The organism is Blastococcus sp. MG754426, assembly GCF_021699055.1.
Taxonomy (GTDB): domain Bacteria; phylum Actinomycetota; class Actinomycetes; order Mycobacteriales; family Geodermatophilaceae; genus Blastococcus.
The window spans coordinates 13,231-27,316 of the sequence record NZ_SSXC01000059.1 but is presented as its reverse complement, the minus strand read 5'-3'; the positions used below and the strand labels follow the sequence as shown (position 1 = coordinate 27,316).

General features: G+C 75.5%; 12 protein-coding genes and 1 tRNA gene. 10 read left to right on the top strand and 3 right to left on the bottom strand.

The annotated features are described in order from the left end of the window. The first annotated feature begins 269 nt into the window (after nucleotides 1-269). The gene (locus E9549_RS16875) at nucleotides 270-986 is read left to right on the top strand and encodes a hypothetical protein (protein WP_236827751.1); all 717 of its coding nucleotides are present in this window, start codon (nucleotides 270-272) and stop codon (nucleotides 984-986) included. Between the two features lie 111 nt (nucleotides 987-1,097). Beyond that, nucleotides 1,098-1,174 (top strand) — tRNA-Ala (locus tag E9549_RS16870). A gap of 190 nt (nucleotides 1,175-1,364) precedes the next feature. Here E9549_RS16870 and E9549_RS16865 read toward each other — a convergent pair. Then, on the bottom strand, nucleotides 1,365-2,897 hold the full coding sequence (locus E9549_RS16865) for a dolichyl-phosphate-mannose--protein mannosyltransferase (protein WP_236827750.1): 1,533 nt from the start codon (nucleotides 2,895-2,897) through the stop codon (nucleotides 1,365-1,367). 102 nt (nucleotides 2,898-2,999) lie between these two features. On the opposite strand from E9549_RS16865, the gene rsmI reads away from it, so the two are divergent. Further along, nucleotides 3,000-3,839, top strand: coding sequence for a 16S rRNA (cytidine(1402)-2'-O)-methyltransferase (gene rsmI / locus E9549_RS16860; RefSeq protein ID WP_236827749.1), 840 nt, complete (start codon nucleotides 3,000-3,002; stop codon nucleotides 3,837-3,839). A 373-nt stretch (nucleotides 3,840-4,212) separates the two neighbouring features. Here rsmI and E9549_RS16855 read toward each other — a convergent pair whose 3' ends face one another. Beyond that, nucleotides 4,213-5,316 (bottom strand): magnesium and cobalt transport protein CorA, encoded by a 1,104-nt coding sequence (locus E9549_RS16855; RefSeq protein WP_236827748.1) that lies wholly within the window; start codon nucleotides 5,314-5,316, stop codon nucleotides 4,213-4,215. Nucleotides 5,317-5,493: 177 nt separating this feature from the next. Here E9549_RS16855 and E9549_RS16850 point away from each other — a divergent pair, with 177 nt between their 5' ends. The 7 genes from E9549_RS16850 to E9549_RS16820 all read left to right on the top strand — a co-directional run bounded on the left by E9549_RS16850 (nucleotide 5,494) and on the right by E9549_RS16820 (nucleotide 13,040). Next, nucleotides 5,494-6,147 (top strand): hypothetical protein, encoded by a 654-nt coding sequence (locus E9549_RS16850; RefSeq protein ID WP_236827747.1) that lies wholly within the window; start codon nucleotides 5,494-5,496, stop codon nucleotides 6,145-6,147. A gap of 35 nt (nucleotides 6,148-6,182) precedes the next feature. Next, entirely contained in the window at nucleotides 6,183-7,979 is a 1,797-nt protein-coding gene (metG, locus tag E9549_RS16845; RefSeq protein WP_236827746.1) for a methionine--tRNA ligase, read from the top strand. Continuing rightward, nucleotides 7,976-8,860 carry a TatD family hydrolase gene (locus E9549_RS16840; protein WP_236827745.1) on the top strand — a complete coding sequence of 295 codons (885 nt, stop codon included), beginning with the start codon at nucleotides 7,976-7,978 and terminating at the stop codon, nucleotides 8,858-8,860. Before metG ends, E9549_RS16840 begins: the two co-directional genes overlap by 4 nt. Nucleotides 8,861-8,984: 124 nt before the next feature. Further along, a complete protein-coding gene (locus tag E9549_RS16835) occupies nucleotides 8,985-9,824 on the top strand; it encodes a hypothetical protein (protein ID WP_236827744.1) in 840 nt (279 codons plus the stop codon). A 321-nt stretch (nucleotides 9,825-10,145) separates the two neighbouring features. Further along, nucleotides 10,146-11,237, top strand: a complete 1,092-nt coding sequence (locus tag E9549_RS16830) for a resuscitation-promoting factor (RefSeq protein ID WP_236827743.1) — start codon at nucleotides 10,146-10,148, stop codon at nucleotides 11,235-11,237. Further along, complete coding sequence (rsmA, locus tag E9549_RS16825) at nucleotides 11,194-12,108, top strand: 16S rRNA (adenine(1518)-N(6)/adenine(1519)-N(6))-dimethyltransferase RsmA (protein WP_236827742.1); 915 nt, start codon at nucleotides 11,194-11,196, stop codon at nucleotides 12,106-12,108. Before E9549_RS16830 ends, rsmA begins: the two co-directional genes overlap by 44 nt. Next, entirely contained in the window at nucleotides 12,105-13,040 is a 936-nt protein-coding gene (locus E9549_RS16820) for a 4-(cytidine 5'-diphospho)-2-C-methyl-D-erythritol kinase (RefSeq protein WP_236827741.1), read from the top strand. The genes rsmA and E9549_RS16820 overlap by 4 nt, the downstream gene beginning before the upstream one ends. A 25-nt stretch (nucleotides 13,041-13,065) precedes the next feature. Here E9549_RS16820 and E9549_RS16815 read toward each other — a convergent pair whose 3' ends face one another. Beyond that, nucleotides 13,066-14,031, bottom strand: a complete 966-nt coding sequence (locus tag E9549_RS16815; RefSeq protein ID WP_236827740.1) for an acyl-CoA desaturase — start codon at nucleotides 14,029-14,031, stop codon at nucleotides 13,066-13,068. Nucleotides 14,032-14,086 lie beyond the last annotated feature (55 nt).

Sequence of the window (14,086 nt, the reverse complement as noted above, 5' to 3'; positions counted from 1 at the left end):
GATCAAACGCTGCCTCAAGCGCTACATCGCCCGCGAGCTCTACCGACGCCTCGAAACCCCACCCTCAGCCCTTGACGCGTCATAGGAGCGTCCGGCTCGTCGGCATAGCACGCACGGTGGCCGGCGGCGTGGCGGGCGCGGGGGACACGCCGTCTCCCGTCACACCGGTCCCACAACACATCGGCGACACGCCCGCGCGCCTCCCCGACGCCACCTCCCGCCGTGCATAACCTCGCCCGGCGAGTGACTGATGTGACAGGTGGTGTCGTATGGGATCGGGTGTGCTGCTGGCCGCTCTGGTCGTGCTGTGGTTCGTCGTGCTGGTGCCCATGGTGGTGACCCGCGGCGACGGGCAGGACGGCCGCGTCGAGGCCGCCGACTCGGGTCGGACCCTGCAGCGGCGGCGCGCGGTGGACCCGGTCCGGCACGCGGAGACCGAGCGGGTGTCGATCGACCGCGAGGTGCTGCGCAGCTCCGGCGAGCTCAAGGTGGACGTGCACGCGGTGCGCCGCCGGGTGCTGGGCGGCCTGGTGCTGCTCACCCTCGCCTCCCTGGCCGGCGCGCTGCTGCTCACCCCGTGGCTGTGGGCCCTCCAGGCGGTCGCCACGCTCGCGACCGTCGGCTACGTGCTGGTGCTGCGCAAGGTGGCCCGCCGCGAGCGGTTGGCCGCCCGGCGCGCCGCCCGCGCCGCGGCGCGCCAGGCCCTCCGCACGCCGGCCCGCCCGGCCGCCCGGCCCGCGCCGGCGCCCGCGCAGCGCACCGCCCCGGAGCTGCACGAGACCGTCGCCCAGGAGGCGCTGCCGCTGCTGTCGCACCCGAGCGTCCCGCTGGCGCCGGTGCACGCGCTGCGTCCCGGCCGCGTGGTCGCCGCGCGCACCCCGGCACCGGCCGGTTGGCAGAACAGCGCGGTCGTCGGGCTGGACGACGACGACATCGGCTTCGCCGACATCGACGAGTACCCGGCCGCCCGGGTGGTCAACGGCTGAGAGGACCACCCCTGCTCCCGCCGCTCGCGTGCTCGCGGCGGGCCACTGCAGGGGGTGCCCGCCCCGGTGGCGGGGCCGGAGGGTGCGGGCGGTAGTCTTCTCTCCGCACAAGGGGCTGTGGCGCAGACCGGTAGCGCACCTCGTTCGCATCGAGGGGGTCAGGGGTTCAAATCCCCTCAGCTCCACCACACGACGCACCGGCGCCGTCGGGGAACTCTCCCCGGCGGCGCCGTCGTCGTCTGCGGTGCCGGTCCGGCGGTCGGGCCCCCGCGGTCCGGTGGCACCCGGGCACGCATCCCCCTCACCCGGCCGGCGGTCACGCCCGGGCTGCACTCCGCCGTCCTCCACCGGTAGCCCCCTGAGCGAGCCGCCCGCCGCTCAGAACCAGGAGGGGAACCACATCCGCTGCACCCACTCGGCGTACGAGAGGGGCTGGCCGGTGAGGACCGGCCAGAAGAAGGCGAAGGTGGCCGCCACGATCGCCACGTACCCGCACGCGGCGACCAGCCCCGCTCGGCGGCGCCACTCACCGGCACCCGGCCGGCCGACGACGTCCTGGAGCAGCAGGGCGACCGCCAGCACGAAGAAGGGCAGCACCGGCGCCATGTAGAAGATGAACATGGTGCGCTCGGGGTTGAGGAACCAGGTCAGCCAGCCGGCCGCGATGCCGACCGCCACGGGGACCGCGGCCGGGTCCCGCCGGGCGGCGATCCGCCAGACCAGCCAGATCGTGGCCGGGGCGAAGAGGAACCAGAGCGTCGGCGTCCCGACCATCAGGATGTAGCGGATGACCTGCTCGCCGTCGGCGTCGGTCAGGCCCTGGGGGTTCCACAGCAGGATCGGCCGGCCGGTGACCAGCCACGACCACGGCCCGGACTCCCACGGGTGCGGGCTGGACAGACTGCTGTGGAAGCGCAGCCACTCCGCGTGCTCGTGCCACAGCGAGCGCAGCGCGTCGGGTACCCACGGGAACGCCGTCTCCGGGTTCCGCTGGGCCCACGAGCGCCCCTGCGAGGTCTCGCCGAGGAACCAGCCGGTGAAGCTCGCCAGGTAGGTGAGCACCGGCACGGCGGCCAGCGCCCACAGCGCCCCGGGCAGCCCGCGCCGGGCCGCGGTCCGCGTCGGCCGGGGGACGCCGGCCGCGCGCCAGGCCGACCGGTCCCAGAACAGCGAGAGGACGGCGAAGAACGCGAGGAACCAGACGCCGCTCCACTTCACCGCGCAGGCGCAGCCGAACAGCACGCCGGCCGCGATCCGCCAGCCGCGCGGGCCGAGCCGGAACCCGGTCGCGCCGACGTCGCCGGCCGCCCGCACCCGGGCGCGCACCACGTCCCGGTCGACGACGAGGCAGGCGACGGCGGCCAGCACGAACACCTGGAGGAACACGTCGAGCAGGCCGATCCGCGACAGCGTGAACTGCAGGCCGTCGACGAGCAGCAGCACCCCGGCGAACAGGCCGACCAGCGTGGAGCCGGTCAGCCGCCGGGCCAGCCGGAACAGCAGGACGACGGCGATCGACCCGGCCACGGCCGAGGGGAAGCGCCAGCCGAAGGAGTTGTAGCCGAACAGCTGCTCGCCGACCGCGATCAGCCACTTGCCCAGCGGCGGGTGGACGATGAAGGAGTAGCCGCGGTTGTACTCGAAGCCCCAGGTCAGCAGCTCGCGGGCCTCGGGCGGGTAGTAGGCCTCGTCGAACACCAGGTCCCGCGGGTAGCCGATGCCCCAGAGCCGGAGGGTCAGCGCCAGGGCGCCCAGCGCCGCGGCGATCGTCCACGCCGTCCGCCGGTCGTCCGGCAGTGGCGGGACGACGTCGAGACGGCGGGCGGGGAACGGCGGGCGGCGTCGTCGGGGCACCGGCCGCCTCGGCACCCGCGGGTCGTGCTCCGCCCGCCCGGGTGCCAGCACCGCCATGCGGCCAGCGTAGTGAACGGGCCCGTCCGTCCCCGGCGCCCGCAGGCCCGCGCCGGGCCCCTGCAGGCAGGCCGCGGGGGCCGGCCGTGACAGGCTCGGCGGGTGAGCGGACGGCTGGTGCTGGGTGGGGCGCCCCTCGGGCAGCCCGGGGACGTCGGCCCGCGGCTGCGCGCCGCCATGGCCGGCGCCGACGTCCTGGCGTGCGAGGACACCCGCCGCCTGCACCGGCTGGCCGCCGACCTGGAGGTCACCCTGACCGGCCGGGTGGTCACCTTCCACGAGTCGGTGGAGCGGGCCCGGCTGCCCGGGCTGCTCGACGCGCTGCGCTCGGGTGCCACGGTGCTGCTGCTCACCGACGCGGGCATGCCCTCGGTGTCCGACCCCGGGTACTCGCTGGTGCGGGCGGCGATCGACGCGGGGATCGACGTCACCTCCGTGCCCGGGCCCTCGGCGGTGACGACGGCGCTGGCGGTCTCCGGCCTGCCGGTGGACCGCTTCTGCTTCGAGGGGTTCCTGCCGCGGAAGGCGGGGGAGCGGCGCTCGGTGTTCGCGGCGCTGGCCGGCGAGCGGCGGACGATGGTGTTCTTCGAGTCGCCGCACCGGCTGGCCGACGCGCTGGCCGACGCCGCGGCGGCGCTGGGGGCGGACCGGCCGGCCGCGGTGTGCCGCGAGCTGACCAAGACCTACGAGGAGATCCGGCGCGGCGGGCTGGCGGAGCTGGCTGCGTGGGCGGGCGAGGGCGTCAAGGGCGAGATCACGCTGGTCGTGGCCGGGGCGCCGGCGCGCGCGGTGGAGCTGACCGGGCCGGAGCTCGCCGCCGCCGTCGCCGAGGAGGAGGCCGCGGGCGCCACCCGCAAGGACGCCATCCGGGCGGTCGTGGAGCGGACCGGGCTGCCCAAGCGGACCGTCTTCGACGCCGTCGTCGCCGCCAAGCACACCTGACGCCGCGGCGATTGCGCCCGAGAGCACCCCTCGGGCGCCGGTGAGGGCGGCTCCGGCGCGCACTCGCCTCGGGGGCTGTGGACGGCGTCGGCGCAGGTGCGCCCGATGCGGCACGGTGCGGCGATGCACACGGCCGCGCACGTCCCCCCGGCACGCCGAGCCCGGTCAGTTCGCGCGGGACCGGCAGCGTCTCAACCGGCTGCGGGAGGCAGGCTGGACCGTCGTCCTCGTGACCGCGGCGGACCTCCGAGATCCGCTGGCGCTGGTCGGCCGCGTCGCCCGCGCCCTCGGCCTTGCGCGGTGAAGCACCCCTCGGGCGCCGGGAGGGGTGCCGCCGCGCGCAACTGACCGGCGAGGGCAGCGTCCGGGCCGGCTAGAGCCAGCCGTTGCGCTTGAAGCCGCGGTACAGCAGCGTGATCACCGTCGCGATGAGGAGCAGCACCGCCGGGTAGGCCCACCGCTCGTCGAGCTCGGGCATGTGCTCGAAGTTCATGCCGTAGATGCCGGCGATCGCGGTCGGGACGGCGATGATGCCGGCGTAGGCCGAGATCTTCCGCATGTCCTCGTTGTCGGCCATGGTCGTCCGGGCGAGCGAGGCCTGGAGGATCGAGGTCAGCAGCTCGTCCATCCCGCCGACCTGGTCCCGCACGCGGATGGCGTGGTCGAGCACGTCGCGGAAGTAGGAGCGCATCGCGTCCGGGACGACGTCGACCGGCCGCTCGGCCAGCTTCTGCAGCGGGACCTCCAGCGGGGAGACCGCCCGACGCAGCGCCATCAGCTCCCGCTTGAGCTGGTACAGCCGCCCGATGTCGTCGGTGCGCTCGGGGCTGAACACCGACGCCTCGAGCTCCTCGACGTCCTCCTCGACGGCCGCGGCGACCTCCACGAAGGTGTCGACGACGAGGTCGGCGACCGCGTACAGCACCGCCGCCGGGCCCAGGCACAGCAGGTCGCGCTGCTCCTCGAGCCGCTGGCGCAAACCGGTCAGCCCGCCGTGCTCGCCGTGCCGCACCGTGATCACGTACCGGGGGCCGAGGAAGACCATCACCTCGCCGGTGTCGACCACCTCGCTGGTGGCGGTCAGCTCCTCGTGCTCCACGTAGGTCGCGGTCTTCAGGACCATGAACAGCGCGTCGTCGTAGGGCTCCAGCTTCGGGCGCTGGTGGGCGAAGACGGCGTCCTCGACGGCGAGCGGGTGGAGGTCGTAGCGCTCGGCGATCTCGCCCAGCTCCGCCTCGCTGGGGGAGTAGAGCCCCAGCCACACGAAGCCGTCGCGCTCCTCGGCGAGGCGCAGCGCGTCGGCGGGAGCCACCGCCTCCTGCCGCTGCCCGTCGACGTAGACCGCGCAGTCGACGACGGCGCCCTCGGCGGGGCGGTGCGCGGCGCGGCGCTGCTGCGGGCCGGCCGGCTGCGGGCGCGGCGTCGGAGGCGTGCGCGGGCCGAGGGGCGCGGGCGGGGGCTCCTCCCGGGTGGTCATCGCGGGTGCCGCCTTCCTCGCGGGTCGTCGTCCGGGACCAGCAGCCTAGGCGTCCCGGGGGCACGCGGAGCCGTCCCACCCCATGGGGTGAGACCGCCCGGCGCGGTGCTCCAGCCGCCCGCCGGGCCGGCCGTCGGGACGGGAGACAACCCCCGACCGGTCAGGGAGAGACTCCTCGTGGCGAGCACCGTCCTCGACGTCCGCGGCACCGTCGAGGCGCCCGGCCTCCGTCCGGAGCACCCGGCCGCCCACGGGCCGCGCCGGGTCCCGGTGCCGGCGCTGGCCGCCGGCATCATCTCCGTGCTGGAGGCCGTGGCGCTGCTGGCCCTCGGGCTGACCCGGGCCGACGTCGTGCTCGCCGCACCGGTGCGCCCGGCCGGCTGGGTCGTCGCCGTCTCGCTGCTCCTGCTCGCCGGGTGGGTGGTGCTCACCGCGGGTGCCGGTGCGGCGGTGGTCGACGGCTCCACCCGCACGCTGCTCGTGGTCACCTCGGCGGTGGAGCTGGGGGCGGTGTCGGTGCTCGGCGGCTTCGCCGTCCTGCTCCCGCTGCCGGCCGCGCTCACCGGCGGGCTGCCGCTGCCCCTGCTCTTCGCCGCCGCCGTCGCCCTGCCGATCGGCAAGCTGCTACTGGTGGACGCGCCCTCCGCCCGCGCGTGGGTGCTGCAGGGGCCGCGGGTCCGCGAGCGCCGGCCCGACCCGGTGGCCACGCACCGGCCGCTGTGCGCGCTCACCCTCGGCGGGATCGCCCTCCTGCTCACCGGCTTCGCCGTGCTGAACCCGGTCCAGGGGGAGCCGGTCGGCCCGGTCGCCGGGGTGGTCTCCCAGCCGTAGGCGACCGGCCCGGCCCAGCGGCCTAGTCTCTCCACGTGAGTGATCGGCACATCCTGACCGCCGTCGCGTGGCCCTACGCCAACGGCCCGCGGCACATCGGCCACGTCTCCGGCTTCGGCGTCCCCTCCGACGTCTTCAGCCGCTACCACCGGATGGCCGGTGACCGGGTGCTCATGGTGAGCGGCACCGACGAGCACGGCACCCCGATCACGGTCGCGGCCGACGCCGAGGGCATCACGCCCCGGCAGATCGCCGACCGGAACAACCGGATCATCGTGGGCGACCTGCAGTCCCTCGGGCTCTCCTACGACCTGTTCACCCGGACGACGACGGCCAACCACGCGCAGATCAGCCAGGAGATCTTCCTCGGCCTGCTGAAGAACGGCTACGTCTTCCCGAAGACGACGCTCGGCGCGATCAGCCCGTCGACCGGCCGCACCCTGCCCGACCGCTACATCGAGGGCACCTGCCCGATCTGCGGCTACGACGGCGCCCGCGGCGACCAGTGCGACAACTGCGGCAACCAGCTGGACCCGGTCGACCTGATCAACCCGGTGAGCCGGATCAACGGCGAGACCCCGAAGTTCGTCGAGGAGGAGCACTACTTCCTCGACCTGCCCGCCTTCACCCGTGCGCTGGGCGACTGGCTGGCCACCCGCAAGAGCTGGCGGCCCAACGTCCTCAACTTCAGCGTCAACCTGCTCGAGGACCTCAAGCCGCGCAGCTACACCCGCGACATCGACTGGGGCGTGCCGGTGCCGCTGGACGGCTGGCGCGACCGGCCCGACAAGCGCATCTACGTCTGGTTCGACGCCGTCGTCGGCTACCTGTCGGCGTCGATCGAGTGGGCGCGCCGGTCCGGGGACCCGGAGGCCTGGCGGCAGTGGTGGCAGACGCCGGACGCCGACGCCTACTACTTCATGGGCAAGGACAACATCGTCTTCCACTCCGAGATCTGGCCGGCGCAGCTGCTCGGCTACAACGGCGAGGGCGACAAGGGCGGGACGCCGGGCCCGCTGGGCCGGCTGAACCTGCCGACCGAGGTGGTCTCCAGCGAGTTCCTGACCATGGAGGGCCGCAAGTTCTCCAGCAGCCGCCAGGTGGTCATCTACGTCCGCGATTTCCTGGCCCGGTACGACGCCGACGCGCTGCGCTACTTCATCGCCGTCGCCGGCCCGGAGAACCAGGACACCGACTTCACCTGGGCCGAGTTCCGCCGCCGCAACAACGACGAGCTCGTCGCCAGCTGGGGCAACCTGGTCAACCGCAGCGTCTCGATGGCGGCGAAGAACGTGGGCGCCGTGCCGACGCCGGGCGAGCTCACCGACGCCGACCGCGCCCTGCTGGCGACGACGGGGGACGCGTTCGGCCCCGTGGGCGAGCTGCTGTCGCGCAACCGCCAGAAGGCCGCCATCGCCGAGGCGATGCGGGTGGTCGGCGAGGCCAACAAGTACCTCTCGGACCAGGCGCCGTGGAAGCTCAAGGAGGACCCCGCCCGCCGGGACACCGTGCTGCACACCGCGCTGCAGGCCATCAAGGACTGCAACGGCCTGCTCACCCCGTTCCTCCCGCACTCGGCGCAGAAGGTGCACGAGCTGCTCGGTGGCGAGGGCGTGTGGTCGGTGGCGCCGGAGATCCAGGAGGTCACCGACCTCGACGACGGGTCGCCTTACCCGGTCATCACCGGCTCCTACGACCAGGGGCAGGCCGTCTGGGCGTCCACCCCGCTGGCCGCGCCGGGGACCCCGCTGGCCCCGCCCACGCCGATCTTCACCAAGCTCGACGAGTCGGTCGTCGCCGACGAGCTGCGGCGGCTGGAAGAGGGGGAATGAGCCGGAGCGCCGCGTCGCGCGCCAACCGGCGGGGGGAGCCGCCGCCGTCCCCGGAGCCGTTGCCGGCGCCGGCGGTCGACAGCCACACGCACCTCGACATCGTGCTCGACGGCTTCCGGCCCGAGGGCGGCCCGACGTCGACCGACGCCGACGTCGACGCGGAGATCGCCGCCGCGGTGGCCGTGACCGTGCCGCGGTTGGTGCAGGTGGGTGTCGACGTCGCCTCCTCCCGGTGGTCCGCGGAGCTCGCTGCCCGGCACGCCAACGTCCTGGCCGCGGTGGCCGTGCACCCCAACGAGGCCGGAGCGGGGGAGGCCGACGACGCCGCGCTCGCCGAGATCGACCGGCTGGCGGCGCTGCCGCGGGTGCGGGCGGTGGGGGAGACCGGGCTGGACCGGTACCGCACCGGCCCCGAGGGCTGGGCGGCGCAGGAGGCCTCGTTCCGCGAGCACATCCGCATCGCCAAGCGGCACGGGGTGGCGCTGGTCGTCCACGACCGGGACGCGCACGACGAGGTCCTGCGGGTCGTGGACGACGAGGGCGCGCCCGGGCACGTCGTCATGCACTGCTTCTCGGGCGACGCGGCGTTCGCCCGGGCCTGCGTGGAGCGCGGCTTCGTGCTCTCCTTCGCCGGCACGCTGACGTTCGGCAACGCCGGCTACCTGCGCGAGGCCGCGGCGCTGACCCCGCTGGACCAGCTGCTCGTGGAGACCGACTCGCCGTTCCTCACCCCCGCACCGCACCGCGGCCGGCCGAACGCCTCGCGGCTGGTGCCGCACACCGTGCGCGCCCTCGCCGAGGTCACCGGCACCGACCTCACCCGGCTCTGCGACGCCCTCACCACCACCGCCGAGCGCGTCTTCGGCCCCTGGCAGGAGTAGCCGAGCCCGGCTGATCGCGCCGAGCGGGGCCCGGAGGGCTCCCCGGGGAGGGGCGGGAAGGGCTCCGCGCAAATCGGGACGGCAATTGGTGGCGGTGTCGTCCGGTAGGACGACAATCAACACCGTGGGTCGTCTCATCGCCGTCGTGCTCTTCGTGGCTCTCCTCGTGCCGGGCGTGCTGCTGGCCCGTGCCTGGGGGCTGGCGGCGGGACGGCGGGCGGTCGCCGGGGCCGCGGTGGAGCTGGCCACCCCGACGCCGGAGGGGGCGGCGACGCTGCAGCGCCAGGCGCAGCACGGCCGGCGCTGGCGGTGGCTGGGCCTGCTGCTGGGCATCGCGGGGGTCGTGGCGAGCGTGGTCGCGCTCGCCGAGGCGTCGGTGTTCCTCTGGGTGCCGCTGCTCGCGCTCGGCTCCCTGGCGGGCGTGCTGCTCGCCGAGGTCACCCGGCCGCGGCCGCGCTGGCAGCTGAGCGCGCCGCCGCGCCGCCCGCGCCAGGGGGAGCAGATCTCGGGCTGGCTGGTGTGGTCCATGCGTGCCGTGGTCGCGGCCGAGCTGGTGCTCGCGGGGTGGTCGTGGTCCTCGGGTGACCTGGACGGGCCGGTGGCCTGGGCACTGGTGGTCGTGCCGCTGGTGGCGTGGCTGCTGGCCGAGGTGACGCTGCTGCGCGCCCTCGTCCGTCCGATGCCCGCCGACGGCGCCGACGTGCCCGTCGACGAGGCGCTGCGGACGTGGTCGGTGCACCTCGTCGTCGCGGCGGCGAGCGTGAGCGCCCTCCTCCCGCTGGGCTCGCTGCTGCTGCGGGTCGGGCTCGACCTCGGCGAGCGCGTCGGCGAGGGGTTCGACGTGCTGCCCGTCGCCTTCGTGGCCGGGGGGTTCTCCGCGCTGGCCGCAGGGGTCGCGGTGGCCGCGTTCCTGGTGCGCTGGCTGCGGCCGGTGCCCGCGAGCGCCCCGGCGCTGGCCGGCTGAGCGCTGCGGCGCCGTGCGGTTGGTCACGACCGGCCGCACCTGCCGGTGCCCCGCGCGAGGGACGGTCCCGGCGTGGCCATGACGCGACGTGTCGGCGAGTCGACACAGCGCAGCCGGCGGGCTCTGCTTCACTCGTGTGCGCCGTAGCCAAGCGCAGAGTGTTCGTTATCGTGTCGTGACCGACAGCCGGGGTGGAGCGACGACCCGGGTGACGCCGCGCCGGGGGAACCTGGCCGCAGCCGCCCGAGCCGCCGATGCGACCGGGCCGCTCCGGCGGTCCCGCCGCTCTCCTGCCCGGGTTCTGTGACCCCTGGAAGTGTCGTGCGCCGCTCCCTGCAGCTCAGCCTCTTCGCCCTCGTCCTGCTCGGACTGGTGGGCGGGACGCTGGCCTTCTTCCTCGCCGAGAAGTCCGTCTCGCTGACCGTGGACGGTCAGACGCGGGACGTCGGCACCTACGCCGGCACGGTCGCCGAGGTGCTCGAGGAGGAGGGGCTGGCCCTGGCGGCGCACGACGTCGTGCTGCCGGCGCCCGACCAGGCGGTGGCCGACGGCGACGCCGTCGTCCTCACCCGGGCGCGGCCGCTGGAGCTCACCGTCGACGGCGTCTCGCGCCAGGTGCAGGTGACGGCGCTCTCGGTCGAGGAGGCGCTGGAGCAGCTCGGCTTCCGCACCGACGGCCTGGTCGTCTCGGCCAGCCGCAGCGAGCGCCTGCCGCTGGAGGGCATGCGGCTGAGCATCACCACGCCCAAGGAGGTCGTGCTCCTCGCCGACGGCCAGGAGCGGGTGGTCACCACGACCGCCGCCACCGCCGGCGACCTGCTCGCCGAGCAGGGCATCGCGCTCAGCAGCACCGACCGCACGAGCCTCCGCCTGGAGCAGGCGCTGCTCAACCGGATGCGCCTGCAGGTCTTCCGGGTGCAGGTCTCGGAGGTCACCGAGACCACCCCGGTGCCGCACGGCCGCGTGGAGACGCAGGACCCCGAGGCGTTCCAGGGCGAGGAGACGGTCACCGTGGCGGGGGTCGACGGCGAGCAGGTCACCACCTACCGCGTGACGGTCGTCGACGGTGCCGAGACCAGCCGCGAGAAGCTGTCGACCTCGGTCACCCGCGAGCCGGTCGACGAGCAGGTCGCCGTGGGCACCCAGGCCCGCCCGGTGAACCGGCCGTCCGCCGACGGCCTGAACTGGGCGGCGCTGGCGGCGTGCGAGTCCGGCGGCCGCCCGACCGCGGTCAGCGGGACCGGCAAGTACCGCGGCATGTACCAGTTCTCGCAGGCGACCTGGAACTCCGTGGGCGGCAGCGGTGACCCCGCGGCCGCATCGGCCGACGAGCAGACCTACCGGGCCCAGCTGCTGTACCAGCGCTCCGGTGCCGGTCAGTGGCCGCACTGCGGCCCGCGCCTGTTCAGCTGATCCGCTGAGCACCGAACCCGAGCAGGCCGACGGGCTGCTGGGCCCGGCCGCCATCCGCGAGCTGGCCCAGCGGCTCGACCTGCGTCCCACCAAGACGCTCGGGCAGAACTTCCTGCACGACGCGAACACCATCCGGCGGATCGTCCGCACCGCCGGGGTGCGGCCGGACGACGTCGTGCTGGAGGTGGGCCCGGGGCTGGGGTCGCTCACCCTCGGGTTGCTGCCGGCCGCCGCGCGGGTGACGGCGGTGGAGATCGACCCGCGGCTGGCCGAGCTGCTGCCGGAGACGGTCGCCGCGCGCCGGCCGGACCTGGCCGACCGGCTGACCGTCGTCCGGGAGGACGCCCTCCGGGTCCGCGAGCTGCCGGGGTCGCCGCCCACCGCGCTGGTGGCCAACCTGCCCTACAACGTCGCCGTCCCGGTGCTGCTGCACCTGCTCGAGCTGCTGCCCACCCTGGACCGGGCGCTGGTGCTGGTGCAGGCCGAGGTGGCCGAGCGGCTGGCGGCCGCGCCGGGGACCCCCGCCTACGGTGTGCCGTCGGTCAAGGCCGCCTGGTACGGCGAGGTGCGCCGCGCCGGCAACGTCGGCCGCCGGGTCTTCTGGCCCGAGCCGAACGTCGACTCCGGCCTCGTCGCCCTCGTCCGCCGGCCGCCGCCGGAGGGGGACCGGCCGGCGACCTTCGCCGCCGTGGACGCCGCCTTCGGCATGCGCCGCAAGGGCCTGCGCGCGGCGCTGGCCCGCTGGGCGGGCAGCCCCGCCGCTGCCGAGCAGCGCCTCCGGGCCGCGGGCATCGACCCCACCGCCCGCGGCGAGCAGCTCTCGGTCACCGACTTCGCCCGGCTGGCCGCCACCGAGGCGGTGCAGCCGTGAGCGGTCGTGACGCGGTGGTGGTCCGCGCGCCGGCGAAGATCAACGTGCACCTGGGCGTCGGCCCGCTGCGCGCCGACGGGTTCCACGCGCTCACCACCGTCTACCTCGCGGTCTCGCTGCACGACACCGTGACGGCGCGGCCGGGCGAGGGCCTCTCCCTGCGGGTGACCGGTGAGGGCGCCGGCGCCGCCGCGGGGCCGGGCCTGGTGCCCGCCGACCGCACCAACCTGGTGTGGCGGGCCGCTGAGCTGCTCGCCGAGCACGCCGGCGTCCGCGCCGAGGCCGACCTGGAGGTGGCCAAGAGCATCCCGGTGGCCGCCGGGCTGGCCGGGGGCAGCGCCGACGCCGCGGCGACCCTCGTCGCGCTGGACGCGCTGTGGGGCACCCGCGCCGCGCGCGAGGACCTGCTGCGGCTGGCCGCCGAGCTCGGCAGCGACGTCCCCTTCGGCCTGGTCGGCGGGGTCGCGCTGGGCACCGGCCGGGGCGAGCAGGTCTCCCCGGTGCTGGCGACCGGCCGCTGGCACTGGGTGCTCGGCATCGCCGGCGAGGGCCTCTCGACGCCCGCCGTCTACGGCGAGCTGGACCGGATGCGGGCCGACGGCCGGGTGCCGGACGTGACCGGGCCGAGGTCGGCCGAGCCGGTGCTCGCCGCGCTGCGCGGCGGCTCGACCGCGGAGCTCGCCGCCGCCCTGTCCAACGACCTGCAGCCGGCCGCCCTGGCGCTGCGGCCAGACCTGCGCCGGGCGCTGCGCGCGGCCGGCGACGCCGGTGCCCGGGCCGCGCTGGTGAGCGGCTCGGGACCGACGGTGGCCGCGCTGGCCGACGACGAGCAGTCCGCCGTCCGGCTCGCGGCGGAGCTGGCCGGTGCCGGGGTCTTCCGCACGGTGCGGGCGGTCAGCGGCCCGGTGCCGGGGGCGCGGCCCGCCGGCTGACGCCGCCGGGCCCCGCCCGCGGTGGTCAGGCGGTGGTGGCCGCGGGCACGCGGCGCTTGGCGGCCAGGCGCACCGGGTCGGGCCACTTCACGCCCCAGGCCCAGCCGAGCTTCTCGAACACCCAGATCACCCGGGCGCTGATGTCGACCTGCCCGGGCAGCACGCCGTGGCGGGCGCAGGTCGGGTCGGCGTGGTGCAGGTTGTGCCAGGACTCGCCCGCGCTGAGGATCGCCAGCGGCCAGAAGTTGGTCGCCCGGTCGCGACCCGGGGAGACGAACGGGCGGTCGCCGACCACGTGGCAGACCGAGTTGATCGACCAGGTCACGTGGTGCAGCAGGGCGATGCGCACCAGGCCCGCCCAGAAGAAGGCCGACCAGGCCCCGGCCCAGCTGCCGGTGACCACCCCGCCGACCAGCGCGGGCAGGAAGACGCTGACCGCAGCCCAGACCACGAACAGCCGGCCGGTCATCACCAGGGCAGGGTCCTTGAGCAGGTCGGGCGCGTAGCGCTCGGCGTTGGTCTTGCGCCGCTCGAACAGCCAGCCGAGGTGGGCGTGGAACATGCCCTTGAGCAGGGCGCCGGCGCCGGTGCCGTAGCGCCACGGCGAGTGCGGGTCGCCCTCGCGGTCGGAGAAGGCGTGGTGCCGGCGGTGGTCGGCCACCCACTGCACGACCGGACCCTGGATGGCCATGGATCCGGCGACGGCGAGCGCGAGGCGCAGCGGCCGCTTGGCCTTGAACGAGCCGTGCGTGAAGTAGCGGTGGTACCCCACGGTCACGCCGAGCAGCGTGACGGAGTAGAAGCCGACCGCCAGGCCCACGTCCAGCCAGGAGAGCCCCCAGCCCCACACCGCCGGGACGACCGCGGCCAGGGCGAGGAACGGCACCACCACGAAGACGTAGAGGGTGACGATCTCCAGGGCGCTCTTCCGCCGGCCGATCGCGTTGGCCGGGAGCCCGGCGTGCGGGTCCGCGGGGCGCGGGGGGGCCATGGGCCGGGTGCGGGCAGGAGCGGACAAGGGGCCTCCGAGGGCGACCGGTGGGGGG

Excerpts from the sequence above, each read along its gene's own strand:
- E9549_RS16865 (WP_236827750.1), bottom strand. The coding sequence starts at position 2,897 with ATGGCGGTGCTGGCACCCGGGCGGGCGGAGCACGACCCGCGGGTGCCG.
- E9549_RS16875 (WP_236827751.1), top strand. The coding sequence starts at position 270 with ATGGGATCGGGTGTGCTGCTGGCCGCTCTGGTCGTGCTGTGGTTCGTC.
- E9549_RS16840 (WP_236827745.1), top strand. The coding sequence starts at position 7,976 with ATGAGCCGGAGCGCCGCGTCGCGCGCCAACCGGCGGGGGGAGCCGCCG.
- E9549_RS16815 (WP_236827740.1), bottom strand. The coding sequence starts at position 14,031 with ATGGCCCCCCCGCGCCCCGCGGACCCGCACGCCGGGCTCCCGGCCAAC.
- E9549_RS16855 (WP_236827748.1), bottom strand. The coding sequence starts at position 5,316 with ATGACCACCCGGGAGGAGCCCCCGCCCGCGCCCCTCGGCCCGCGCACG.